Source organism: Streptomyces sp. NPDC001270 (assembly GCF_042896695.1).
GTDB lineage: Bacteria > Actinomycetota > Actinomycetes > Streptomycetales > Streptomycetaceae > Streptomyces.
The window spans coordinates 291,064-314,937 of record NZ_JBIAXM010000003.1; the positions used below are offsets into that span (position 1 = coordinate 291,064).

The 23,874-nt window shown below is 72.2% G+C and carries 24 protein-coding genes; 17 read left to right on the forward strand and 7 right to left on the reverse strand.

The genetic code is table 11. The annotated features are described in order from the left end of the window. The first annotated feature begins 3 nt into the window (after positions 1–3). From ACFY2B_RS07615 to ACFY2B_RS07645, 7 genes are all read left to right on the forward strand, one after another. Positions 4–1,542: an ATP-dependent DNA ligase gene (locus ACFY2B_RS07615; RefSeq protein ID WP_390762218.1), complete on the forward strand. Its 1,539-nt coding sequence runs from the start codon at positions 4–6 to the stop codon at positions 1,540–1,542. Further along, the gene (locus tag ACFY2B_RS07620; protein ID WP_390762219.1) at positions 1,539–2,009 is read left to right on the forward strand and encodes an NUDIX domain-containing protein; all 471 of its coding nucleotides are present in this window, start codon (positions 1,539–1,541) and stop codon (positions 2,007–2,009) included. The genes ACFY2B_RS07615 and ACFY2B_RS07620 overlap by 4 nt, the downstream gene beginning before the upstream one ends. A 489-nt stretch (positions 2,010–2,498) precedes the next feature. Next, entirely contained in the window at positions 2,499–3,884 is a 1,386-nt protein-coding gene (locus ACFY2B_RS07625; protein WP_390762220.1) for an NADP-dependent succinic semialdehyde dehydrogenase, read from the forward strand. Between the two features lie 25 nt (positions 3,885–3,909). Then, the gene (locus tag ACFY2B_RS07630) at positions 3,910–4,143 is read left to right on the forward strand and encodes a DUF6213 family protein (protein ID WP_390762221.1); all 234 of its coding nucleotides are present in this window, start codon (positions 3,910–3,912) and stop codon (positions 4,141–4,143) included. Between the two features lie 726 nt (positions 4,144–4,869). After that, positions 4,870–5,922, forward strand: a complete 1,053-nt coding sequence (locus ACFY2B_RS07635) for a type III polyketide synthase (RefSeq protein WP_390762222.1) — start codon at positions 4,870–4,872, stop codon at positions 5,920–5,922. A gap of 8 nt (positions 5,923–5,930) precedes the next feature. Next, entirely contained in the window at positions 5,931–7,145 is a 1,215-nt protein-coding gene (locus tag ACFY2B_RS07640) for a cytochrome P450 (RefSeq protein WP_390762223.1), read from the forward strand. 7 nt (positions 7,146–7,152) lie between these two features. After that, positions 7,153–7,674: a cupin domain-containing protein gene (locus tag ACFY2B_RS07645; protein ID WP_376536266.1), complete on the forward strand. Its 522-nt coding sequence runs from the start codon at positions 7,153–7,155 to the stop codon at positions 7,672–7,674. Positions 7,675–7,823: 149 nt separating this feature from the next. Here the strand turns inward: ACFY2B_RS07645 and ACFY2B_RS07650 are convergent, their stop codons facing one another. Next, positions 7,824–9,050, reverse strand: coding sequence for an acyl-CoA dehydrogenase family protein (locus ACFY2B_RS07650; protein WP_390762224.1), 1,227 nt, complete (start codon positions 9,048–9,050; stop codon positions 7,824–7,826). 170 nt (positions 9,051–9,220) lie between these two features. Here ACFY2B_RS07650 and ACFY2B_RS07655 point away from each other — a divergent pair, with 170 nt between their 5' ends. Next, positions 9,221–9,862, forward strand: a complete 642-nt coding sequence (locus ACFY2B_RS07655; RefSeq protein ID WP_390762225.1) for a TetR family transcriptional regulator — start codon at positions 9,221–9,223, stop codon at positions 9,860–9,862. Between the two features lie 208 nt (positions 9,863–10,070). On the opposite strand, the gene def is transcribed toward ACFY2B_RS07655, so the two are convergent. After that, positions 10,071–10,610, reverse strand: a complete 540-nt coding sequence (gene def / locus ACFY2B_RS07660; protein ID WP_390762226.1) for a peptide deformylase — start codon at positions 10,608–10,610, stop codon at positions 10,071–10,073. Between the two features lie 149 nt (positions 10,611–10,759). Between def and ACFY2B_RS07665 the strand changes: the two genes are divergently transcribed. The 6 genes from ACFY2B_RS07665 to ACFY2B_RS07690 all read left to right on the forward strand — a co-directional run bounded on the left by ACFY2B_RS07665 (position 10,760) and on the right by ACFY2B_RS07690 (position 15,951). Continuing rightward, on the forward strand, positions 10,760–11,998 hold the full coding sequence (locus tag ACFY2B_RS07665) for a MurT ligase domain-containing protein (RefSeq protein ID WP_390762227.1): 1,239 nt from the start codon (positions 10,760–10,762) through the stop codon (positions 11,996–11,998). A gap of 31 nt (positions 11,999–12,029) precedes the next feature. Then, positions 12,030–12,758: a type 1 glutamine amidotransferase gene (locus ACFY2B_RS07670; protein WP_390762228.1), complete on the forward strand. Its 729-nt coding sequence runs from the start codon at positions 12,030–12,032 to the stop codon at positions 12,756–12,758. 86 nt (positions 12,759–12,844) lie between these two features. Then, positions 12,845–13,204 (forward strand): FadR/GntR family transcriptional regulator, encoded by a 360-nt coding sequence (locus tag ACFY2B_RS07675; protein ID WP_390762229.1) that lies wholly within the window; start codon positions 12,845–12,847, stop codon positions 13,202–13,204. Between the two features lie 213 nt (positions 13,205–13,417). Further along, a complete protein-coding gene (locus ACFY2B_RS07680; protein WP_390762230.1) occupies positions 13,418–14,443 on the forward strand; it encodes a 6-phosphofructokinase in 1,026 nt (341 codons plus the stop codon). A gap of 278 nt (positions 14,444–14,721) precedes the next feature. Further along, positions 14,722–15,672, forward strand: coding sequence for a cytochrome c oxidase assembly protein (locus ACFY2B_RS07685; RefSeq protein ID WP_390762231.1), 951 nt, complete (start codon positions 14,722–14,724; stop codon positions 15,670–15,672). A gap of 108 nt (positions 15,673–15,780) precedes the next feature. Then, on the forward strand, positions 15,781–15,951 hold the full coding sequence (locus ACFY2B_RS07690; RefSeq protein ID WP_376536286.1) for a hypothetical protein: 171 nt from the start codon (positions 15,781–15,783) through the stop codon (positions 15,949–15,951). A 45-nt stretch (positions 15,952–15,996) separates the two neighbouring features. Here the strand turns inward: ACFY2B_RS07690 and ACFY2B_RS07695 are convergent, their stop codons facing one another. The 4 genes from ACFY2B_RS07695 to ACFY2B_RS07710 form a co-directional block, all read right to left on the reverse strand. Continuing rightward, the gene (locus ACFY2B_RS07695; RefSeq protein ID WP_390762232.1) at positions 15,997–17,202 is read right to left on the reverse strand and encodes a sensor histidine kinase; all 1,206 of its coding nucleotides are present in this window, start codon (positions 17,200–17,202) and stop codon (positions 15,997–15,999) included. Positions 17,203–17,353: 151 nt separating this feature from the next. Further along, positions 17,354–19,069: a cation acetate symporter gene (locus tag ACFY2B_RS07700; RefSeq protein ID WP_390762233.1), complete on the reverse strand. Its 1,716-nt coding sequence runs from the start codon at positions 19,067–19,069 to the stop codon at positions 17,354–17,356. Positions 19,070–19,090: 21 nt separating this feature from the next. Next, a complete protein-coding gene (locus ACFY2B_RS07705) occupies positions 19,091–19,444 on the reverse strand; it encodes a hypothetical protein (RefSeq protein WP_390762234.1) in 354 nt (117 codons plus the stop codon). 11 nt (positions 19,445–19,455) lie between these two features. Then, on the reverse strand, positions 19,456–20,307 hold the full coding sequence (locus ACFY2B_RS07710) for a LytR/AlgR family response regulator transcription factor (RefSeq protein ID WP_390762235.1): 852 nt from the start codon (positions 20,305–20,307) through the stop codon (positions 19,456–19,458). 77 nt (positions 20,308–20,384) lie between these two features. On the opposite strand from ACFY2B_RS07710, the gene ACFY2B_RS07715 reads away from it, so the two are divergent. From ACFY2B_RS07715 to rocD, 3 genes are all read left to right on the forward strand, one after another. Then, on the forward strand, positions 20,385–20,870 hold the full coding sequence (locus tag ACFY2B_RS07715; protein ID WP_376536294.1) for an Lrp/AsnC family transcriptional regulator: 486 nt from the start codon (positions 20,385–20,387) through the stop codon (positions 20,868–20,870). Positions 20,871–21,024: 154 nt separating this feature from the next. Beyond that, positions 21,025–21,837: a dimethylargininase gene (gene ddaH / locus ACFY2B_RS07720; protein ID WP_390762236.1), complete on the forward strand. Its 813-nt coding sequence runs from the start codon at positions 21,025–21,027 to the stop codon at positions 21,835–21,837. Next, on the forward strand, positions 21,834–23,051 hold the full coding sequence (gene rocD, locus ACFY2B_RS07725; RefSeq protein ID WP_390762237.1) for an ornithine--oxo-acid transaminase: 1,218 nt from the start codon (positions 21,834–21,836) through the stop codon (positions 23,049–23,051). The genes ddaH and rocD overlap by 4 nt, the downstream gene beginning before the upstream one ends. 52 nt (positions 23,052–23,103) lie before the next feature. On the opposite strand, the gene ACFY2B_RS07730 is transcribed toward rocD, so the two are convergent. After that, complete coding sequence (locus tag ACFY2B_RS07730) at positions 23,104–23,820, reverse strand: DUF305 domain-containing protein (RefSeq protein ID WP_390762238.1); 717 nt, start codon at positions 23,818–23,820, stop codon at positions 23,104–23,106. Positions 23,821–23,874 lie beyond the last annotated feature (54 nt).

A 23,874-nucleotide genomic window follows, 5' to 3' on the forward strand; every position in this document is an offset into this window, starting at 1 on the left:
TGCATGCTGCTGGCCCGGCTCGCCGACGTGTCCCGGGAGGTCGCCGCCACCGCGGCCCGGTCCCGGAAGACCGCCCTGCTCGCCGAGTTGTTCCGGGACGCGGAGCCGGACGACGTGCCGATCGTCATCCCCTATCTGGCCGGGCGGCTGCCGCAGGGCCGGCTCGGCGTCGGCTGGAAGGCGCTCGGCCGGCCCGTGCCCCCGGCCGCGGAGCCCTCCCTCACCGTGCGGGAGGTGGATGCCCGGCTCACCGAACTGGGCAAGCTCTCCGGTCCCGGCTCACAGGCGCGGCGGGCCCGGCTGGTCGGCGCGCTGTTCGGCGCGGCCACCGAGTCCGAGCAGCGCTTCCTGCTCGGACTGCTCACCGGCGAGGTGCGGCAGGGCGCCCTGGACGCCGTCGCCGTGGAGGGCCTGGCACAGGCGACCGGGGCGGACCCGGCCCAGGTCCGGCGAGCGGTGATGCTCGCCGGGTCGCTCCAGGCGGTCGCCGCGGCGCTGCTCGGGGACGGTCCCGGGGCGCTGGACCGGTTCCGGCTCACCGTCGGCCGCCCGGTACAGCCGATGCTGGCCCGGACCGCCTCCTCGGTCGCGGACGCGGTCGGGCACCTGGGCGCCTGCGCCGTCGAGGAGAAACTGGACGGCATCCGCGTCCAGCTCCACCGGGACGGCGACTCGGTGCGCATCCACACCCGCACACTGGACGACATCACCGACCGGCTGCCCGAAGTGACGGCCGCCGCCCTGGAGCTGAGGGGCGAGCGGTTCATCCTGGACGGCGAGGTGATCTCGTTCGACGCGGCCGGCCGACCGCGGTCGTTCCAGGAGACGGCCGGCCGGGTCGGCTCCCGGGTGGATGTGGCGCGGGCGGCCCGGGAGGTCCCCGTCTCCCCGGTGTTCTTCGACGTCCTCGCGGCCGGCGACCGTGACCTGCTCGACCTGCCGTTCGCCGACCGGCACGCCGAGCTGGCCCGGCTGGTGCCCGCGCCGATGCGGGTCCGCCGGACCCTGGTGTCCGGCCCCGAGGACGTCCGGGAGGCGGAACGGTTCCTCGCCGAGACCCTGGCGCGCGGTCACGAGGGCGTCGTGGTCAAGGCGCTGGACGCGCCCTACAGCGCGGGGCGCCGCGGGGCGTCCTGGCTGAAGGTCAAGCCCGTGCACACCCTGGACCTGGTGGTCCTGGCCGCCGAGTGGGGCCATGGCCGCCGCGCCGGCAAGCTCTCCAACCTCCATCTGGGCGCCCGCGACCCGGACGGCGGCTTCGCCATGCTCGGCAAGACCTTCAAGGGCATGACCGACGCGATGCTCGGCTGGCAGACCGAGCGGCTGCGCGCGCTGGCCGTCGAGGACGACGGCCGGGTCGTCACCGTACGCCCCGAACTCGTCGTCGAGATCGCCTACGACGGCCTCCAGCGCTCCTCCCGCTATCCGGCCGGCGTCACCCTGCGCTTCGCCCGCGTGGTCCGCTACCGCGAGGACAAGGGGCCGGAACAGGCCGACACCGTCGAGTCACTGCTCGCCGCGCACCCGGGGATCCGGGCGTGACCGGCCGGCGGAGCGCGGGCCTGCTCCTGTTCCGGCACACCGGAGAGGACCTGGAGGTACTGCTCGGCCACATGGGCGGACCGTTCTTCGCCCAGAAGGACGCCGGTGCGTGGACCGTGCCGAAGGGCGAGTACGACGCCGGCGAGAGCGCCTGGGACGCGGCCCGGCGCGAGTTCCGCGAGGAGCTGGGCCTGCCGCCGCCCGACGGCGCGGCCGTGCCGCTGGGCGAGGTCGGACAGGCCGGCGGCAAGGTCGTCACGGCGTGGGCGGTGGAGGCGGACCTGGATCCGGCGGCCGTCGTACCCGGCACCTTCCGGATGGAGTGGCCGCCGCGGTCGGGCCGGATCCGGGAGTTCCCGGAACTGGACCGGGTGGAGTGGTTCGGGCTCGACCGGGCGGGACAGCTGATCGTCCGGGCGCAGGCCGCGTTCCTCAACCGGCTGGCGGAGCACGCGACGGGTCGCTGAGCCCCGGTCCGCAGCGCCCGGCCGGACCGCGCCACGCCGCACGGGACCGGCACGGCACGACCGATCCGTGGCGCAGCGATCGGTGGCTGCCCGCGGCGACGCCGGACGCGGTCGGACGGCAGGACGACATAATCGCGACCGGACCATCGCCGTTCCGCGGCGCGCGGCCCGCCCCCGGCCGGGTGCGGGCGGGCCGGTGGGCCGGCCACCGGGCCGCGGCGGTCGTGGCGGACCGAGCCGTATCGCGTACGCACGGGAGCGACCGAGGCGTATCGCGTACACACAGGGGTGACCGAACCCTCTCGCGTCCGCACGGGGACGGCCGGGAAGCCGGGCCCGGCCGCTCCCCGCGGCGGCCGGCCGGCCGCACCCGCGCCGGGCCGTGGTGCGCCGGACCGGCGGCCGGTACCGGGTGGGCCCCGCACACGTTGCGGACCCCACCGCCGCGCGGGAAGGTCGAAACACAGCCCGCTCCGAGGGAGGTCGGCCATGCCCATCGCGACGGTGAACCCGGCGAACGGCGAGACGATCAAGACGTACGAGGCCATGGGCGAGGAGGAGATCGAGCGTCGGCTCCAGCTCGCCGCGGCCACCTTCCGCACCTACCGGTCGAGTCGGTTCACGGACCGCGGGCGCCTGCTGCTCCATGCGGCGAACCTCCTGGACGAGGACCGGGAGGACATCGCGCGGACCATGACCACCGAGATGGGCAAGCCGGTCAAGCAGGCCCGCGCGGAGGCCGCGAAGTGCGCCAAGGCGATGCGCTGGTACGCCGAGCACGCCGAGAACCTGCTGGCCGACGAGGTGCCCGCCGACGCCGATGTGCGGGACTCCGGCGCGTCACGCGTACGGGTGCGCTACCGGCCGCTCGGTCCGGTGCTCGCGGTCATGCCGTGGAACTTCCCGCTGTGGCAGGTGATGCGGTTCGCGGCCCCGGCCCTGATGGCGGGCAACGTCGGACTGCTCAAGCACGCCTCCAACGTCCCCCAGACCGCCCTTTACCTGGAGGACCTGTTCCACCGGGCGGGCTTCACCCCGGGCTGCTTCCAGACCCTGCTCATCGGGGCGGGGGCGGTCGAGGACGTGCTGCGCGACGAGCGGGTCAAGGCCGCGACGCTGACCGGCAGCGAACCCGCGGGCCGGGCCGTCGCCTCGGTCGCCGGGGACATGGTCAAGAAGACGGTGCTGGAGCTGGGCGGCAGCGATCCGTACGTGGTCATGCCGTCCGCCGACCTGGACCGGGCCGCGCAGGTCGCGGTGACCGCCCGGGTGCAGAACAACGGGCAGTCGTGCATCGCCGCCAAACGGTTCATCGTGCACGCGGACGTCCACGACGCCTTCGCCGAGCGGTTCGTCGCGGGGATGCGGGCGCTGACGGTCGGCGACCCGATGGCCGAGGCGACGGACGTCGGTCCGCTCTCCACCGAGCAGGGACGGGCCGATCTGGAGGAGCTGGTCGACGACGCCCGGCGCGGCGGGGCCGGGGTGCTGTGCGGCGGCCACCGGCCGGAGGGCCCCGGCTGGTACTACCTGCCGACGGTGCTCACCGCAGTCACCCGCGAGATGCGCATCCACCGCGAGGAGGCGTTCGGGCCGGTGGCCACGCTCTACCGGGCCGCCGACCTCGACGAGGCCGTACTGATCGCCAACGACACACCGTTCGGTCTGAGTTCGAACGTATGGACGCGGGACAAGGCCGAGGTCGACCGGTTCGTACGGGACCTGGAGGCGGGCAGCGTGTACGTGAACGGGATGACCGCGTCCCACCCGGCGTTCCCGTTCGGCGGGGTGAAGCGATCCGGGTACGGGCGTGAGCTGTCCGGGCACGGGATCCGCGAGTTCTGCAACATCACCACGGTTTGGCAGGGTGCGTGACGCTTCCAGGGCTACGATCCGATCTGTGAACCGCGAAGTGACCCTGCCTCTGATCGTCGACGACCGCGGTAACTTGCAGGTGGCCGCATCCGACGTGAGCAAGCTGCTCCGCACGGTGGGCGGACGGTGGCTGCGGCTCGTCGAAGCCGGGCAGGACGGGCTCGACGAGGACACGGTCGCCGCGCTGACGATCGAACTGGCGAAGCTGGCCGACCGTATCGACGTGGCGTGCATCGCACACAGCAGCGGAGCCCCCTGAAAGTGCGAGAACCCACGTACCCCACAACCACGACGACGCCCCAAGCCGCGCGGGAACCGCGTGACCAGCCACGGCGCACCCGGCCATGAACCCCGCACAGACAGCGCCCCGAAGGGGCGCGGGGAACTGCGCGACCAGCCACGACGCGCCCGCACAGGGTCGGCACCGCCGCCCACCACTCCCCCCTCTCGCACCCCGTCGAGCCGAGCGCCGCGACCCGGCGTCGGAGTGGCCCGTAACAGCCGCCCCGACCACCGAAGTTGGCGGCAGCCGGAACACGGCCGCGCCGGGCACGACGACCCCGCCGGACACACCGGACCCGACGGACGCGAACGGCGGCACAGGCCAGGCGGCCGATCCACGGCATGCGGCGGTCCGTTGGGCCAGATGCAGGAAGGCACACCCGTCCAGCGGCGTCCCCCGCCCCCGTTCCAGGGCCGGCAGGCCGACCGCGCCCGGCTCCCCCGCCCCCTCGGTGATCAACGGCACGAGCGGATTCGCCCGCGGGTCCGGGGCGGCCCCGGCAGGCGTCGAGGCCAGCGATTCCTTGGCCGTCCGCCGCATCGCCTCCCCCGTCCGGGTGTTGGGAGCCGGTGCCCGCTCTCCACCCGCCGTCCCCGATTCGGAGTAACCCCGCGAGAGATCGTCGCCCCCTCGGGTGAACCTGAATGCACCACCTTCTGATCGGGGGCGAAGGCCCCCGGACGGCGAAAGCAGGGACGGCTCATGGCGACTTTGTGCAGACCCTCGGTGTCCGTACCAGAGAACGTGATCACGATGGAGGAGACACTGGAGCTCGCGCGCGAGCGTCACGCGGACCATCCGCAGCTGCCGCTGGCCCTCCGGCTGATCGAGAACACGGGCGTACGCACCCGGCACATCGTGCAGCCCATCGAGGAGACCCTGAAGCACCCCGGCTTCGAGGACCGCAACAAGCTCTACGAGGCGGAGGCGAAGGCCCGGGTGCCCGCCGTGATCCAGCGGGCCCTCGACGACGCCGAGCTGCTGACCTCTGACATCGATGTCATCGTCTACGTGTCGTGCACGGGCTTCATGATGCCGTCGCTGACCGCATGGCTGATCAACGAGATGGACTTCCCGAGCACCACCCGGCAGCTGCCCATCGCACAACTGGGCTGCGCGGCCGGCGGTGCCGCCATCAACCGCGCGCACGACTTCTGCACGGCCTACCCCGAGGCCAACGTGCTGATCGTGGCCTGCGAGTTCTGCTCGCTGTGCTACCAGCCCACCGACCTGGGCGTCGGCTCGCTGCTCTCCAACGGCCTGTTCGGCGACGGCATCGCCGCGGCCGTGGTGCGCGGTCAGGGCGGCACCGGTGTGCAGCTGGAGCGCAACGGCTCGTACCTGATCCCGAAGACCGAGGACTGGATCGCGTACGACATCCGGGCCACGGGCTTCCACTTCCTGCTGGACAAGCGGGTGCCCGCCACGATGGAGCCGCTCGCCCCGGCGCTCCACGACCTCGCGAACACCCACGGCTGGAACGCGTCCGACCTGGACTTCTATGTCATCCACGCGGGCGGGCCGCGGATTCTCGACGACCTCAGCAAGTTCCTGAAGGTCGAGCCGCACGCGTTCCGGTTCAGCCGGGCCACGCTCACGGAGTACGGCAACATCGCCAGCGCCGTGGTGCTGGACGCGCTGCGCCGGCTGTTCGACGAGGGCGGCGCCGAGGACGGGGCCCGCGGACTGCTCGCCGGCTTCGGTCCGGGCATCACCGCCGAGATGACGGTGGGCAGCTGGGTGCAGAGGGACTGAGGGACGACATGGCCGAAGAGACGCTCACCGACGCACTGCCGACGGTCCGGAACTGGCCGGCGGCCGAGCTGACCGGAGTCGACTTCGATCCGGTGCTGCGCGAGCTGATGCAGGAGGGACCGGTCGCCCGGATCCAACTGCCGGGCGGCGAGGGCTGGGCGTGGCTGATCACCCGGTACGAGGACGTACGGGCGGTGACCAACGACCCCCGGTTCGGCCGTACGGCGGTCATGGACCAGCAGGTCACCCGACTGGCCCCGCACTTCGTCCCGTCCCGGGGCGCGGTCGGCTTCCTGGACCCGCCCGACCACACCCGGCTGCGCCGCGCGGTCGCGCCCGCGTTCACCGCGAAGGGCGTGCAACGGATCCGCGACAAGGCCCGGGCCCTGCTGGACGAGCTGGTCGACGAGCTGCTGCGCGGCGACCCGCCGGCCGATCTGGCCGCGACGGTGCTCGGCCCCTTCCCCATCGCGGTGATCTGCGAGCTGATGGGTGTTCCGGTCGCGGACCGGCAGGACATGCACGCCTGGACGCAGGCGATCCTGTCGGCCACGCACGGCGAGGAGGCCAGCGAGCAGGCCAAGGACGAGATGGGCGCGTACTTCGCCGATCTCGTCGGCGTACGCCTGGACAGCACGGCCGAGGACGTCGCCTCACTGCTCGGCGCCGCCGTGGGCCGGGACGAGGTGACGCTGGAGGAGGCGGTCGGTCTCGCCGTTCTCCTGCAGATCGGCGGCGAGGCGGTCACCCACAACAGCGGGCAGATGTTCTACCTGCTGCTGACCCGCCCCGACCTCGTCGAACGGCTCCGCGCGGAGCCGGCGGCCAGGCCCCGGGCCATCGACGAACTGCTGCGCTACGTCCCGCACCGCAATGCGGTCGGACTGTCCCGGATCGCCCTGGCGGACGTGGAGGTCGGGGGCGTACGGATCCGTGCGGGCGACCCGGTCTATGTGTCGTACCTGGCCGCCAACCGCGACCCGGACGTCTTCCCCGATCCGGATTCGATCGACTTCGACCGCAGTCCGAACCCGCATGTGGCGTTCGGTTCCGGCCCGCACTACTGCCCCGGCGGCATGCTGGCCCGGCTGGAGTCGGAGCTGCTGGTGGACGTGCTGCTGGACCGGGTGCCGGGCATGCGGCTCGCGGTGGAGCCGGACCGGATTCCGTTCCGGAAAGGCGCGTTGCTCCGTGGCCCCGAGGCACTGCCCGTGACCTGGTGAGGGTGCGATGACCGCGACGGAGGGGCTGCTGGTACCGCCGGGACAGGGACGTATCGTCCAGGCGCCGGCCCAGCGTGTGACGTTCAAGGTGACCGGGACGCACTCACGGACGGCCTCCACCTTCGAGGTGGAGGTCCCGCCCGGCTTCGACGTCGGCGCCCACGTGCACACGCGCAGCGAGGAGTTGTTCTACGTCCTGGAGGGCGAGCTGGACGTACTGGCCTTCGAACCGCGGGTCCGTACGCCCGACAACTGGCGTCACTGGGAGTCCAGCTCGGGCAACAGGGTGGTGCGGGCGACGCCCGGCACCGTCATCGTCGTCCCGCCCGGCTGCCCGCACGCCTTCGCCAATCCGACCGACAGCCCGGCCAAGATGTTCTTCCAGGCGTCTCCGCCGCCCGATCACGAGCGGTACTTCGAGGAGTTGCTGGAGATCCTGGGCGACGGGGGTCCGCCGGACCACGCCGCGATCGAGGCGCTGCGCAGGCGCTACGACATCGAGCAGCTGACGCCGCTGCGGCACAACTGACCAGCCGGTGTCCGCCCGCGGGCGGCGCCCCGCACCGCGTCCGCCACCCACACCGGGTGACGGAGCGGTACGGGGCGCCGCCCGCGGTGGGCCGAAGGGGTCCGAAGGATGCCGAAGGGGGCGTACCGCGGCCCGTCCGGCGGGGGCGCTCAGCGGATCGGCAGGCCCGACAGGGTACGGGCGATCACCAGGCGCTGGATCTCGCTGGTGCCTTCGAAGATCGTGTAAATGGCGCTGTCCCTGTGCATCCGCTCCACCGGGTACTCCCGGGTGTATCCATTGCCGCCGAGGATCTGGATCGCCTGGGCGGTCACCTTCTTCGCGGTCTCGCTGGCGAACAGCTTGGACATCGAGCCCTCGGCCGCGGTGAACGGTTTGCCGTTGATCGCCATCCAGGACGCCCGCCACACCAGCAGCCGCGCCGCGTCGATCTGGGTGCGCATGTCCGCGAGCTGGAAGGCAACCCCCTGGTTGTCGATGATCGGCCGGCCGAACTGCGCACGTGTCCTGGCGTAGTCGAGGGCGACCTCGTACGCGGCCCGGGCGGTGCCCACCGCCATCGCGCCGACCGCGGGCCGGGACGCCTCGAACGTGGCCATCGCCGCGTTCTTCGTCCGTTCGCCGCCGCTGCGGGCCCGCTCCCGGGCCCGGGCCAGGCGCTGGTCCAGCTTCTCCTTGCCGCCCAGCAGGCACGAGCCGGGCACCCGGACGTCGTCCAGGACGACCTCGGCGGTGTGCGAGGCGCGGATGCCGTGCTTCTTGAACTTCTGGCCCTGGGTGAGCCCCCGGGTCCCCGGCGGGACGATGAACGAGGCGTGCCCCTTGGAGCCCAGCTCCGGGTCGACCTGCGCGACGACGACATGGACGCTCGCGATGCCGCCGTTGGTCGCCCAGGTCTTGGTGCCGTTGATCACCCACTCGTCCTTGGCCTCGTCGTACACGGCGCGCGTGCGCAGGGAGGCCACGTCGGAGCCGGCGTCGGGTTCGGAGGAGCAGAAGGCCGCGACCTTGACGTCGGTCGCGTCGCCGTACATCTGCGGGATCCAGGTGCCGATCTGCTCCTCGGTACCGTTGGCGAGGACGCCCACGGCGGCGAGGCCGGTGCCGACGATGGACAGGGCGATGCCCGCGTCGCCCCAGAACAGTTCCTCCATGGCCATCGGAATACCGAGCCCGGTGGGGTCGAAGTACTGCTGGGCGTAGAAGTCGAGGGAGTAGATGCCGACCTTGGCGGCCTCCTGGATGACCGGCCAGGGAGTCTCCTCACGCTCGTCCCATTCGGCGGCCGCGGGGCGGATCACATCGGCGGCGAAGCCGTGCAGCCACTCCTTGACCTCCTTCTGTTCGTCGTTGAGCTCCATGGTGAACTCGGCCATGTCCCCTCCAGCTGCGGCACGTGCCTGTTACTTGCGGTAACAAAAGTGTGTTACTGACCGGTAGGAGAAGTCAACTCCCGATGCCCCGTCGCCCTCCCGTTCGATGGCAGGGGCACCGACAGTGTTAGTTTGCGCAGGCGTCACCGGAACAACACGGGTGGGGAGATCACATGGACACCACACAGCGGACCGAGCAGCAGCGGTCCGCCGACCGCCGACGGCGCGAGTTGTTGGAGGCCGCGGACCGGGTGGTGCTGCGTGACGGTCCGCAGGCGTCGATGAACGCCATCGCCGCGGAGGCGGGCATCACCAAGCCGATCCTGTACCGGCACTTCGGCGACAAAGGCGGCCTTTACGCGGCCTTGGCCAAGCGGCACACGGACGCGCTCCTCGATTCGCTGCGGGCCGCGCTGGACGCTCCGGCGGAGCGGCGCGAGCGGGTCGAGGCCACCCTGGACACCTATCTCGCCGCGATCGAGGCCCGGCCGCAGGTGTATCGCTTCCTCATGCATCCGGCGGAGGGCTCCCAGAGCGACGCGGGCTTCGACGTCGGCAAGCACAGCGCTCCGCTGCTGCGGCGGATGGGCGAGGAACTGGCCCAGGTGATCGAGGACCGGCTGGACCTGGGTCCGGGCAGCCAGCAGCTGGCCCGGGTGTGGGGCCACGGGATCGTCGGCATGATGCACGCGGCAGGCGACTGGTGGCTCGGCGAGCGACCCTGCTCACGTGCGGAATTGGTGAAGAGTCTCGCCGATCTGCTGTGGGGCCGGCTGGCCGCCGCGGGAGACCGGGCGGGCGGTCCGGGGTTCTGACGTCCCTGCGCGGGGCGTCCTCGGTGGGCGGTCGCCCGGCTCCGGGCGGTTCGGTGCCGGGTTGCGGCCGCCCGCCCGTGCGGCGGGCCGCCGCAGCAGCAGCGTCGTGAACCCCGGCCCACCGGGCCACGACGCTCGGCTCACCGATGCCAGTCGGACCGGCCCCCGATGCCAGGAGGACCGGCTCACCAGCGGCGTACCGCTCGGCTCACCGATGCCACGGGGCCCGGCTCAGCTGCCGCAGCAGTCGCGTGCGGCGCCAGCCCTTGACCCGGTCCGCGTAGACCTTGCCCTCCACGTGGTCCCACTCGTGCTGCAAACACCGGGCGAAGAACCCGGTGCCGTGCACGGTCACCGGTTCACCGGTCAGCGAGAAGCCCTCGACGACCGCGTGGTCGTACCGCTCCGTCGCCGCCTCCAGGCCCGGCAGCGACAGACAGCCCTCCGGACCGCGCACCACCACTCCGCCCGACTCCACCAGCCGCGGGTTGACCACATGTCCCAGGTGGCGTACGTCCTCGTCGTCCGGGCAGTCGTAGACGAACACGCTGAGCGGCACACCGACCTGGTTCGCGGTCAGCCCCACCCCCTCGGACGCGTACATCGTCGCGAACAGGTCCTCGACCAGTTCCGCCAGTCCGGCGCCGAAGTCGGTCACCTCCGCGCAGGGGGTGTGCAACGCCGGGGCGCCGTGCAGAGTGAGAGGGCGGACCCGGCCGCGGGCGCCCCGAATGGAACCGTTTCGCATGGGCGCAAGGGTACGGTTCCCTGGGCCCACACCCCGCCGCGCTGGCGTGGGCCGGGATTCGGGTGTGCGAACGGATCTCGATAGGCTGACGTCCACCACGTTGCCGGACGGCTCAAGCACGGCGCGTACGCAAGGAGGATCGAGAACTGATGGCAGGCAACTCGGACCCGCTCACGCCGCGGGCCAAGCTGGCCGTGACCGCGGGCAAGGCGGTCGCTGCGGCGTCGCGCGCCGCCGGTCGCGGCAGCGGATCGGTGATCGGTGGCCGGGTCGCGCTGAAACTCGACCCCGACCTCCTCGCCCGGCTCGCCCAGAACCTGGACGTCATCCTGGTGTCCGCCACCAACGGCAAGACCACCACCACCCGGCTCATCGCCGAAGCGCTGCGCGCCGCGGGCCCGGTCGTCTCCAACGCGCTCGGCGCCAACATGCCGGCCGGCATCACCTCGGCCCTCGCGGGCCGTTCGGATGCGCGCTACGGCGTGATCGAGGTCGACGAGAAATACCTGGCCGGCGTGGCCCGGGACACCGACCCCAAGTGCATCGCGCTGCTCAACCTCTCCCGAGACCAGCTCGACCGCGCCGCCGAGACCCGGATGCTCGCCGAGAACTGGCGCGAGGGCCTGGCCGGCGCCAAGGCCGTCGTCGTCGCCAACTGCGACGACCCGCTGGTGGTGTGGGCCGCCTCCTCCTCCCCCCATGTGATCTGGGTCGCCGCCGGCCAGATGTGGAAGGACGACGCCTGGTCCTGCCCCTCCTGCGGTGGTGTGATGCAGCGCCCCGGCGACGACTGGTACTGCGGCCAGTGCGGATTCCGCCGTCCGGCGCCGAGCTGGACGCTGCACGGAGACCATGTCCTCGACCCGCACGGCTCTGCCTGGCCGATCCACCTTCAGCTGCCGGGCCGCGCCAACAAGGCCAACGCCGCCAGCTCCGCGGCCGTCGCCGCGGTCTTCGGTGTGCCGCCGCAGGTCGCCCTTGAGCGCATGTACCAGGTGCAGGCAGTGGCCGGGCGCTACGACGTGGTCCAGTTCCTCGACCGCGGCCTGCGGCTGCTGCTGGCGAAGAACCCGGCGGGCTGGCTGGAGACCTTCTCCCTGATCGACCCGCCGCCCACCCCGGTGATCCTCTCCGTGAACGCGCGCGGCGCGGACGGCACCGACACCTCCTGGCTGTGGGACGTCGACTACACGCGGCTGACCGGCCACCCGATCTTCGTCATCGGCGACCGGAAGCTGGACCTCGCGGTGCGCCTGGAGGTGGCGGGCCAGCAGTTCCAGGTCTGCGAGAGCGTGGACCAGGCCGTCCAGCAGGCACCGCCCGGCCGTATCGAGGTCATCGCGAACTACACCGCGTTCCAGGACCTGCGCCGCCGGGTCGGCAACTGACGGCACACCCGACACGAAGGACGATCACTTCATGAGCGACAACAGCCTGCGTCTGGTGTGGATCTACCCGGACCTGCTGAGCACCTACGGCGACCAGGGGAACGCGCTCGTCGTGGAGCGGCGGGCCCGGCAGCGCCGCCTCGACGTGGCCCGGCTCGACGTGCGCAGCGACCAGCCGATCCCGACCTCCGGGGACATCTACCTGATCGGTGGCGGCGAGGACCGGCCGCAGCGGCTCGCGGCGGAACGCCTGCGCCGCGACGGGGGCCTGTACAAGGCGGTGGAGAACGGCGCGATCGTCTTCTCGGTGTGCGCGGGCTACCAGATCCTCGGCCACGAGTTCATCAACGACCTCGGCCAGCGCGAGCCCGGCCTCGGACTGCTCGACGTGGTCTCGGTGCGCGGCGAGGGCGAGCGGTGCGTCGGTGATGTCCTCGGGGACATCGACCCGCGTCTGGGACTGCCGCCGCTGACCGGCTTCGAGAACCACCAGGGCGTCACTCACCTCGGCCCCGCGGCCCGCCCCTTGGCCCAGGTCCGGCTGGGCCGCGGCAACGGTACCGGGGACGGAACGGAGGGCGCGTACAACGACACCGTCTTCGGTACGTACATGCACGGGCCCGTTCTCGCCCGTAACCCGCTGATCGCGGATCTGCTGCTGAAGCTGGCGCTGGACGTGAACGCGCTGCCGCCGGTCGACGACCGGTGGTACGAGGCGCTGCGCAATGAGCGGATCAGTGCTGCGCAGCAACCAGCGTAGGCGCTCCGCTGGGTTTGGCGGGTGGGGCTCGGGCCGGGGGCGTTATGGGGCCTTTGGGTGGGTGCGGGTGCGTTGTGGTTGGCCTCATGCACCAGGTCGCGGGCCGGGTGCCCGACGAAGACCTGCGTACGCTGGACGAACTGGTCGACCGCATGCACGCGGAGGTCCGGGAGTCGGGTGCGATAGCCGCCGACACCGATCGCGCCTTCCACCGCACCCTCTACCGCTCGCTCGACAACCCGCTGCTCAGCGAACTCCTCGACGCGTTCTGGTCCGCCTTCCACCGGGTGCGGGCGCAGAGTATCGGCGCGGCCACGGACGGCGAGGAACTGGCCCGGATGCACGGCCGGGTCCTCACGGCCGTGCGCGCGGCCGACCCGACGGCCGCGGAGGCGGCGATGCACCGGCCTTTCGACGACATCCGGGGCCGCCTGGCGCACCAGTGAACCGCGCCCTCCGGTTTCCGCACCGGACCCGTTCCGCTGCTCCGCCGACGCTCCGCGCGGGCCCTCCTGACGGCAGCCCCGCTCACATGTGCGGGCACGTCCAGCAGACGGACGGGCACTTCGGAGCGACCCCCTCCCGCCGGTAGGGTGACCGGGATCGAGCCGGACAACGTGGTCCGGCCCCAGGCCCACGTCAAGAAGGTAATTCGGGCTATGCGCATTGGTGTCCTCACGTCCGGCGGCGACTGCCCCGGCCTGAACGCCGTCATCCGGTCCGTCGTGCACCGTGCCGTCGCCGACCACGGCGACGAGGTCATCGGTTTCCGGGACGGCTGGAAGGGCCTCCTGGAGTGCGACTACCTCAAGCTCGACCTCGACGCCGTCGGCGGCATCCTCGCCCGCGGCGGCACCATTCTCGGTTCCTCCCGGGTACAGCCCTCCCACCTGCGGGACGGCGTGGAGCGGGCCCGCGGCCACGTCACCGAACTCGGCCTCGACGCGATCATCCCGATCGGCGGCGAGGGCACGCTGAAGGCGGCCCGGCTGCTCTCCGACAGCGGCCTGCCCATCGTGGGCGTCCCGAAGACCATCGACAACGACATCGCCGTCACGGACGTCACCTTCGGCTTCGACACGGCCGTGGGCGTCGCGACCGAAGCCCTCGACCGGCTCAAGACCACCGCCGAGTCCCATCAGCGCGTCCTCGTCGTCGAGGTCATGGGCCGGCACACCGGCTGGATCGCGCTGCACTCCGGCATGGCGGCCGGCGCCCACGCCATCGTCGTACCGGAACGCCCCTTCGACATCGACGAGTTGGCCCGCAAGGTCGGCGAGCGCTTCGCGGCGGGCAAGCGGTTCGCGATCGTGGTCGCCGCGGAGGGCGCCAAGCCGAAGGCCGGCACCATGGACTTCGACGAGGGCGGCAAGGACGTCTACGGGCACGAGCGGTTCGCCGGGATCGCCCGGCAGCTCTCCCTCGAACTGGAGGAGCGGCTCGGCAAGGAGGCCCGTCCGGTCATCCTCGGGCATGTGCAGCGGGGCGGGACGCCCACGGCGTACGACCGGGTGCTGGCGACGCGGTTCGGGTGGCACGCGGTGGAGGCCGTGCACCGCGGGGAGTTCGGGGTGATGACGGCGCTGCGCGGCACCGACATCCTGACCGTGCCGCTGGCAAAGGCCGTGGAGACGCTGAAGACGGTGCCCGTGGAGCGGTACGAGGAAGCGGAGTGCGTTCTCTGACGGGACTTCCCTGAGGGGGCTCTGGGAGGAGTTCTCCGACTGGACTTCTCTGACCGGAGTTCTCTGACCGGAGTTCTCTGGCGGGAGTTCTCTGGCGGGAACGCGCCGCGGGGGCGTCGTCCCGCAGGCGGGTACGGGTGCGGTGTGGCTCGCCTCACGGTTCGGCACGTTCCCAGGGGAGCGCGTTGCCCTGCCCCCCGGTCTCAGAGGCTGCCGGGGGCCGCTCTAGTCTGTGTGCGGACAGACAGGCACAACCCCCATGAATCAGGAGCCGGCGGATGGAGCACAGTGGGCACGGCATGACGATGGATCTGCCGCCGTTCACGCTGGGGCGGGGACTCCAGTGGTCCACCGACCCGTTCTTCCTCGTCGCCTGTCTGCTGGGACTGGCCCTCTACGGGTGGGGGGTGGTGCGGCTGCGACGGCGTGGCGACGCCTGGCCGGTCGGGCGGGCCGTCTCGTTCGTCGTCGGTGTGCTCACCGTCGCGCTGACGATGTGCACCAAGCTGAACGACTACGGCATGGTCATGTTCAGCGTGCACATGGTGCAGCACATGGTGATCAGCATGCTCTCGCCCATCCTCATCCTGCTGGGCGGGCCGGTCACGCTGGCGCTGCGCGCGCTGCCGGTCGCGGCCCGCGGCCACAAGGGTCCGCGCGAGCTGCTGCTGGCCCTGCTGCACAGCCGCTACATGCGGATCATCACACACCCCATGTTCACCATCCCGCTGTTCATCGCGAGCCTGTACGCGCTGTACTTCACCCCGCTGTTCGACTTCCTGATGGGGTCGAAGACCGGGCACGTCGTGATGATGGTGCACTTCCTCGCGGTGGGCGTGGTGTTCTTCTGGCCCATCATCGGCGTCGACCCCGGCCCGCACCGGCCCGGGTACCTGATGCGGATGCTGGAGCTGTTCGCGGGAATGCCCTTCCACGCGTTCTTCGGCATCGCGCTGATGATGGCGTCCTCGCCGATGATCGGCACGTTCAGCCATCCGTCCGCCTCGCTCGGGATCGACGCGCTCTCCGACCAGACCGCCGCGGGCGGCATCGCCTGGGCGTTCAGCGAGATCCCGTCAGTGCTGGTGCTGATCGCCCTGCTGTTCCAGTGGCACGGGTCCGAGCAGCGGCAGGCGCGGCGCAAGGACCGGGCCGCCGACCGGGACGGCGACAAGGAGCTGGCGGCGTACAACGCCTACCTGGCCTCCCTGCACGCCCGCAAGGGCTGAGACCGCGCAGCCGTCGTGGCCCGCTTCCGGCCGGGCCCGGCCGCTCGGATTCGTTCCCGGTCCGAACGGGGCACCATGGAGGGAACGGACCATGAGGAGGGTGTCGCGATGCCCGGTTCCAGGCACGGTTCCACGAAGGCGATGGGGGTGCTCACCGTCGGCGGTCTGGTCGTGGTGACGGCCTACTCGGTGGTGCTCGGCAGCAACGGGTGGCTGTGGTTCGGCTGGGTCGTGCTGGGTCTGCTCACCCTGGCGATGGTCGTCACGCAGAGCAACTGAGCGACCGGTCGGCCGAGCCGGCCGCTCCCGGGCCGGGCCGCGGGTTCACCCGGTGGTGAGCCGGGCCGCCGAGTGCACCCCCGGCCAGTACTTCGGCACCCTGGCCGTGATCTTCATGCCGGCCCCGACCGCGGTCTCGATGACGAGGCCATGGTCGTCGCCGTAGACCTGGCGGAGCCGGTCGTCGACGTTGGACAGCCCGATGCCGCCGGAGGGGCCGATCTCGCCCGCGAGGATCCGGCCCAGTTCGCCGGGGTCCATGCCCACGCCGTCGTCCTCGATGACGACCAGCGCTTCGGCGCCCGCGTCCTGGGCGGTGATCTGGATGTGGCAGGCGTCGGCCTTGCCCTCAAGACCGTGTTTGACGGCGTTCTCGACCAGGGGTTGCAGGCACAGGAACGGCAGGGCGACCGGCAGCACCTCGGGCGCGATCTGCAGGGTGACCGAGAGCCGGTCGCCGAACCGGGCGCGGACCAGCGCCAGATACTGGTCGATCGCGTGCAGTTCGTCGGCGAGGGTGGTGAAGTCGCCGTGCCTGCGGAAGGAGTACCGGGTGAAGTCGGCGAACTCCAGCAGCAGTTCCCTGGCGCGCTCGGGGTCGGTGCGCACGAACGAGGCGATCACCGCCAGCGAGTTGAAGATGAAATGCGGGGAGATCTGGGCGCGCAGGGCCTTGATCTCGGCCTCGATGAGCCGGGTGCGGGACCGGTCGAGGTCGGCCAGCTCCAGTTGGACGCTGACCCAGCGGGCCACCTCGCCCGCGGCCCTGACCAGCACGGCCGACTCCCGCGGGGCGCAGGCGACCAGCGCGCCGTGCACCCGGTCGTCGACGGTGAGGGGCGTCACCACGGCCCAGCGGACCGGGCAGTCCGGCCTCTCGCAGGACAGCCGGAACGCCTCGCCGCGGCCGGTCTCCAGCGGTCCGGCCAGCCGCTCCATGATCTCCCCGCGGTGGTGGCCCCCCACGCCGTCCCAGACCAGGACCCGCTGCTGGTCGGTCAGGCACAGGGCGTCGGTGCCGAGCAGGGTGCGCAGCCTGCGGGCCGACTTGCGGGCGGTCTCCTCGGTGAGCCCGGCGCGCAGCGGGGGCGCCGCGAGCGACGCGGTGTGCAGGGTCTGGAAGGTGGCGTGCTCCACGGGGGTGCCGAGCCCGCCCTGACGGTCCGGCCGTGCGGTGCGCCGCCCCAGCCAGAAGCCGGCCGCGAGCAGCGGCAGGACGGCGACGCACAGGCCCGCCAGGAAACCGGTCATCGCCGCACCCCCGGGCGCGACGAGGTGACGGCCGGGCGCGTCCGGCACGGCGGAGCGGCGCCCGCACGGGACACGGGACGGGGCGCTGCCGGCGCGTGCGGGTCCGCCCGGTACGGGCCGGGCCGACCACCCGAGGGGGTCCAGCGGCACCTCACGGCCCCTCCAGCGGAGCGCCCAGTTCCTCCGGCAGGTGGAACCTCGCCAGGACCGCCGGCGTACCGGGCGGCACCCGGGCCGGGGTGGCCAGGGACACCAGCACCATGGTGAGGAACCCGAGCGGGACCGACCACAGCGCGGGCCAGGTGAGCAGGGCGTGCACGGTTCCGGTGCCGGGCAGGCCCGCCATGGTCGCGGCCACCGCGGCGAACGCGCAGCCGCCACCCGTCAGCATGCCCGCGGCGGCCCCCGGCGGGGTCAGCCGCCGCCACCAGATGCCGAGGACGAGCAGCGGGCAGAAGGACGAGGCCGAGACCGCGAAGGCCAGGCCCACCGCGTCGGCCACCGGCAGCCCGCCCACGAGCGCGCTCGCCGCCAGCGGCACCGCCGTGGCGAGGACCGTGCCGAGCCTGAAGTGCCGTACCCCGCGGGACGGCAGCACGTCCTGGGTGAGCACGCCCGCCACGGCCATGGTCAGTCCCGAGGTGGTGGACAGGAACGCGGCGAAGGCGCCGCCCGCCACCAGCGCGCCGAGCAGGTCGCCGCCCGGCCCGCCGATCATCCGGCCGGGCAGCAGCAGGACGGCGGCGTCGGCGTCGCCGGTGATGCTGAGATCGGGGGCGTACAGCCGGCCCAGTGCGCCGTACACGGGTGGCAGCAGATAGAAGGCGCCGATCAGGGCGAGGACGGCGACGGTGGTGCGGCGGGCGGCGACGCCGTGCGGGCTGGTGTAGAAGCGGACGACGACGTGCGGCAGGCCCATGGTGCCGAGGAAGGTGGCGAGGATGAGCCCGTACGTGGCGTACAGCGGACGGTCCTCGCGGCCCGTGGCGAGCGAGGCGGACATGCCGTCGCCCGCGCCCCGGACGGCGACCGGCACCGCGTCGCCGGGCACGAAGTCCAGCCGGGTGCCCCGTTCGAGGTGGTGGGTGCCGGCCGGCAGGCCGATCCGCGCCCCGTCGAGCCGGCGGCCGTCGACCGTGCCGGTCACGGTGACGGTCAGCGGTGTGTCGAGCCGCAGGTCGACGGTGTCCTGGACGCGCACGGAACGCTGCTCGCGGAAGGCGGCCGGTTCGTCGAAGGCGTGCCGGGGGGCGCCGTCGCCCTGCCAGGCGAGGACCAGGAACAGGGCGGGGACGAGGAGGGCGGTGAGCTTGAGCCAGTACTGGAACGCCTGGACGAAGGTGACGCTGCGCATGCCGCCCGTCGCGACCGTCGCCACCACGACCACCGCCACGATGATCCCGCCGAGCGGTTCGGGCGCGCCGGTGAGCACCGCCAGGGTGAGCCCGGCGCCCTGCAGTTGGGGCAGCAGGTACAGCCAGCCGACGCCGACGACGAAGGCCCCGGCCAGCCGGCGTACGGCGTGCGAGGCGAGCCGGGCCTCGGCGAAGTCGGGCAGGGTGTAGGCGCCGGAGCGGCGCAGCGGGGCGGCGACGAACAGGAGCAGCACCAGATAGCCCGCCGTGTAGCCCACCGGGTACCAAAGCATGTCCGGGCCCTGGAGCAGGACCAGGCCCGCGATGCCGAGGAAGGAGGCGGCGGACAGGTATTCGCCGCTGATGGCGGCGGCGTTGAGGTGCGGTCCGACGGTGCGCGAGGCGACGTAGAAGTCGGAGGTGGTGCGCGAGACGCGCAGGCCGAAGGCGCCGACGAGGACGGTGGCCACGACGACGAGGGCGACGGCGGCGACGGCGTAGCTGGAGTTCACGGCGGTCCTGCGATCCTCGTCTCAGCGGTCCTCGACCAGACGCACCAGGTCGCGCTCGTTGCGCTCGGCGGTGCGCACGTACCAACGGGCGAGCAGGACGAACGGAGCGTACAGGCCGAAGCCGAGCACCAGCCATTCGAGGCGGCGGGCCTGCGGGGCCGCCGCGAACACCAGGGGCAGCGGGCCGACCAGCAGCACGAGGACCGCGAACACGGCCAGGGCGGCGCGCAGTTGGGTGCGCATCAGGGTGCGTACGTAGGTGTGGCCCAGGGTGGTCTGCTCGTCGATCTCGGTGCGCGGCCGGTGGTGACCGGGGGTCCGCCGGGTGCGACGGGGCGGTCCGGTGACGACGACGCGCCGTTCTGCGGGTTCCATCGCGGCCTTCCCTATCCGGTGGTCCGGCGCATCAGCAGGTCCCGCAGTTCGCGCGTGTGGCGTCGGCTGACCTGGAGTTCCTCGTCACCGACCAGGACGCTCACGGTGCCTGCGCCCAGCCGGAGTTCGCCGATGTGGCGCAGCGCGACGAGATGGCGGCGGTGAATGCGGACGAAGCCGCGCGAGCGCCAGCGGTCCTCCAGGGTGGACAGCGGGATGCGGACGAGGTGGCTGCCGCGGTCGGTGTGCAGCCGGGCGTAGTCGCCCTGGGCCTCGACGTGGGTGATGTCGTCGACGGCGACGAACCGGGTCACGCCGCCGAGTTCGACGGGCAGTTGGTCCGGGTCGGGTTCGTGCACCGGGATCCGGGGGGCGGCGGTGCTGCCCGGGTCGGGTTCGTGCGCCGGAACCCGGGGGGCGATGGCACTGCCCGGGTCGGGTTCGTGCACCGGGACCCGGGGAGCGGCGGCGCCGCCGCGCAGTTCGGCGACCCGGCGCACGGCTTCCGCCAGCCGCTCCTTGCGGACCGGTTTGAGTACGTAGTCGACGGCCTTGAGGTCGAAGGCGCGCACCGCGAAGTCCTCGTGCGCGGTGACGAACACGACCAGCGGCGGATGCGCGAACCCGGTCAGCAGCCGAGCCGTCTCCAGCCCGTCGAGGCCGGGCATCTGGATGTCGAGGAAGACGACGTCGATGGCGTCGGGTCCGTCCGGGCCCGATTCCAGTGCGCGGGTGATGCGGCGCAGTGCCCCGGTCGCGTCGCCGGCGCCCTCGACGCTGCCGACGCGCGGATCGGCGTGCAGCAGGTAGAGGAGTTCCTCCAGCGAGGGGCGTTCGTCGTCGACGGCGAGGGCGCGCAGCATGAACGTGGAGTGTAGGTGGAATCCGAACGGGTGGACATGTCCCGGGCGTGGCGGTTCCCGCTGGATACAGTGCCGACATGAACAGCAGGACCGCCCCGTTCGACACACTCGACCGGAAGATCGTCACCGCGCTCGTGGCGAACGCCAGGAGCAGTTTCGCCGAGATCGGCTCGGCGATCGGACTGTCGGCCACCGCGGTCAAGCGGCGCGTGGACCGACTGCGTGAGACGGGCGTGATCACCGGGTTCACGGCCACGGTGAAACCGGCGGCGCTCGGCTGGCGCACGGAGGCGTACGTCGAGGTGTACTGCGAGGGTGCCGCCCCGCCGCGGCGGCTGGCCGAGGTGGTGCGCGACCACCCGGAGATCACGGCCGCGATGACGGTGACGGGCGGCGCGGACGCGCTGCTGCACGTGCGGGCGCGGGACGTCGAGCACTTCGAGGAGGTGCTGGAGCGGATCCGGGTGGAGCCGTTCATCCGGAAGACGATCAGTGTGATGGTGCTGTCCCATCTGCTGCCGGAGAGTCCGGAGGCCGCCGCGACCCAGGCGGCACCGGAGTAAACCTCGGCACACGCAGCACTGCTGCGTTGTGGCCGCGTATAACGCATCATTCCTGCGCACACACGCAGCTCTCTTTTCTTGTCGGGCATCTCCGTCACTTCCTACCTTGGTGCCACCGTCAGTCGACACCGCAGGAAAGCGGAGGAACACCTCTGTGCCCGACAGCCGTGTGCCGCGCCCCCGGCGCTTCCTCGTCTGCGAACCCAGACACTTCGCCGTGCAGTACGCGATCAACCCCTGGATGCATCCCGACACCCGGGTCGACGTCGACCTGGCCCAGGAGCAGTGGCAGTCGTTGATCAGTGCCTATCTCGCCCACGGGCACACGGTCGAGGCCGTGGCCCCTGTCTCCGGTCTGCCCGACATGGTGTTCGCCGCGAACGCCGCGGTCGTCGTCGGCAACCGGGTCTTCGGCTCCCTCTTCCTCGCCCCGCAGCGCCGTCCCGAGTCGACCCACTACGACCTGTGGTTCAAGACGGCGGGCTTCGACGTGCACCACCCGCGGTCGGTGTGCGAGGGCGAGGGCGACCTGGTCCCGGCCGGCCCGCACGTGCTCGCCGGCACCGGCTTCCGCACGACCCGCGACGCTCACCAGGAGGCGCAGGAGTTCTTCGGTGTGCCGGTGATCAGCCTGACCCTGGTGGATCCGTACCTGTACCACCTGGACACGGCGCTGTTCGTCCTGGACGACCGCAACATCGCCTATTTCCCGGGGGCGTTCTCCCCCGGCAGCCGCGAGGTGCTCGCGCGGCTGTACCCCGACGCGGTGCTCGCCACGCGCGAGGACGCGATGGCCTTCGGCCTGAACTCCGTCTCCGACGGGCGCCACGTCTTCATCGCGCCGCGGGCCGAGGCCCTCGCCGCGCGCCTCGCCGACCACGGCTATGTCCCCGTCCCCGTCGACCTGTCGGAGTTGCACAAGGCCGGCGGCGGCATCAAGTGCTGCACCCAGGAGATCCGCTCATGACAGCACCCGCACGTACGCGTACCTCCGCCGACCTGATCCAGGCGGAGGAGCCGGTCCTCGCGCAGAACTACCATCCGCTGCCCGTGGTCGTCGCCCGTGCCGAGGGCACCTGGGTGGAGGACGTCGAGGGCCGCCGGTATCTCGACATGCTGGCCGGCTACTCGGCCCTCAACTTCGGCCACCGCCATCCCGGGCTGATCGAGGCCGCGCACCGCCAGCTGGACCGGCTGACCCTCACCTCGCGCGCCTTCCACCACGATCTGCTCGCCGAATTCGCCGAGCGGCTGGCCGGGTTGACGGGGCTCGACATGGTGCTGCCGATGAACACCGGCGCCGAGGCGGTGGAGAGCGGCATCAAGGTCGCGCGGAAATGGGCGTACGAGGTCAAGGGCGTCCCCGCCGACCGGGCCACCATCGTGGTCGCGGCGGAGAACTTCCACGGCCGGACCACCACGATCGTCGGCTTCTCCACGGACGAGTCGGCACGGGCCGGCTTCGGGCCCTTCACCCCCGGCTTCCGGATCGTCCCGTACAACGACCTCGCGGCGCTGGAGGCGGCGATCGACGGGACGACGGCGGCGGTGCTGATCGAGCCGGTCCAGGGGGAGGCCGGGGTCGTCGTCCCGGACGACGGCTACCTCACCGGGGTGCGGGAGCTGACCCGGCGTGCGGGCTGCCTGTTCATCGCGGACGAGATCCAGTCGGGTCTCGGCCGCACCGGCCGCACCCTCGCCGTCGAGCACGAGTCCGTCGAACCCGATGTGGTCCTCCTCGGCAAGGCGCTGGGCGGTGGCATCGTGCCGGTCTCCGCGGTGGTGGCCCGCCGTGCCGTGCTGGGCGTGCTGCGGCCGGGCGAGCACGGTTCCACGTTCGGCGGGAACCCGCTGGCGGCGGCGGTCGGCACGGCGGTGGTCGGACTGCTGGAGACGGGCGAGTTCCAGCGCCGGGCGACGGAGCTGGGCGTGGTCCTGCGGGACGGGCTGACCGCCCTGGTCGGCCGGGGCGTGATCGGTTTCCGTTCGCGCGGGCTGTGGGCGGGCGTGGACATCGACCCGGCCATCGGCACCGGCCGGGAGATCGGTGAACGGCTGCTGCGGGAGGGAGTCCTGGTCAAGGACACCCATGGGTCCACGATCCGGCTGGCGCCCCCGCTGACGATCACCGCGGAGGAGCTGCGCTCCGCGCTGGCGGCGGTGGGGAGGGTACTGGTCTGAGGCGTGCCCGCCCCCTCCCGGCGGCCCGCGGCCGGGAGGGGGCGGCCCGCGGTCAGCCCTGGCCGAGCAGGTGCTGCATCTCCCCGATCTCGGTGTTCTGCGCGGTCACGATGGAGCCTGCCAGGCTCTTGGCCGGGCCGTAGGCGCCCTTGGCCTGCTCGGTCGTGGCCATCTCGACGGCGCCCTTGTGGTGTTCGACCATCATGGTCAGGAACTTCGTGTCGAAGTCCTTCCCGGTGGCCTTCTCCAGCGCGGTCATGTCCTTGTCGTCCATCATCCCGGTCATGCCCGAGTTCCCGCTCATGCCCGGGTCGCCGTGGTCCATGCCCGCCATGGGCACGTCCTCGCCCCACGCCTTGAGCCAGCCGGTCAGCGTGGTGATCTCCGGGTCCTGTGCCTTCTCGATGCGGGTGGCGAGGTCCTTGACCTGCACGGAGGAGGCGCGGTCGGCGGCAAGCCGGGCCATCGCGACGGCCTGCTGGTGGTGCGGGATCATGCCCTGCGCGAAGGTGACGTCCTGGGCGTTGTGGGTGCCTGCGGTGTCGGTCGCGCTCGTGGACGGCGTGGCGCCGTGCCCCGCGTGGCCGCCGCCGTCACCGCCGTCGCCGCTGCCGCAGGCGGCGAGGACGAGCGCGGCGCCGGCCGCGGCCAGGACGAGGGCGGCGCGCCGCACCGGGGTACGGGTGGCCCTGCCCGACGCGGTCGCGGCGCGGACGGTCGTGCCCGGCGCGGCGGCGTCGGGCGTGGTCGTGGTGGTGTGGATGGTCATGCGTGAACTCCTGCGGTACGAAATGATCCGTGATGGTCATGGGCATGCCGAACA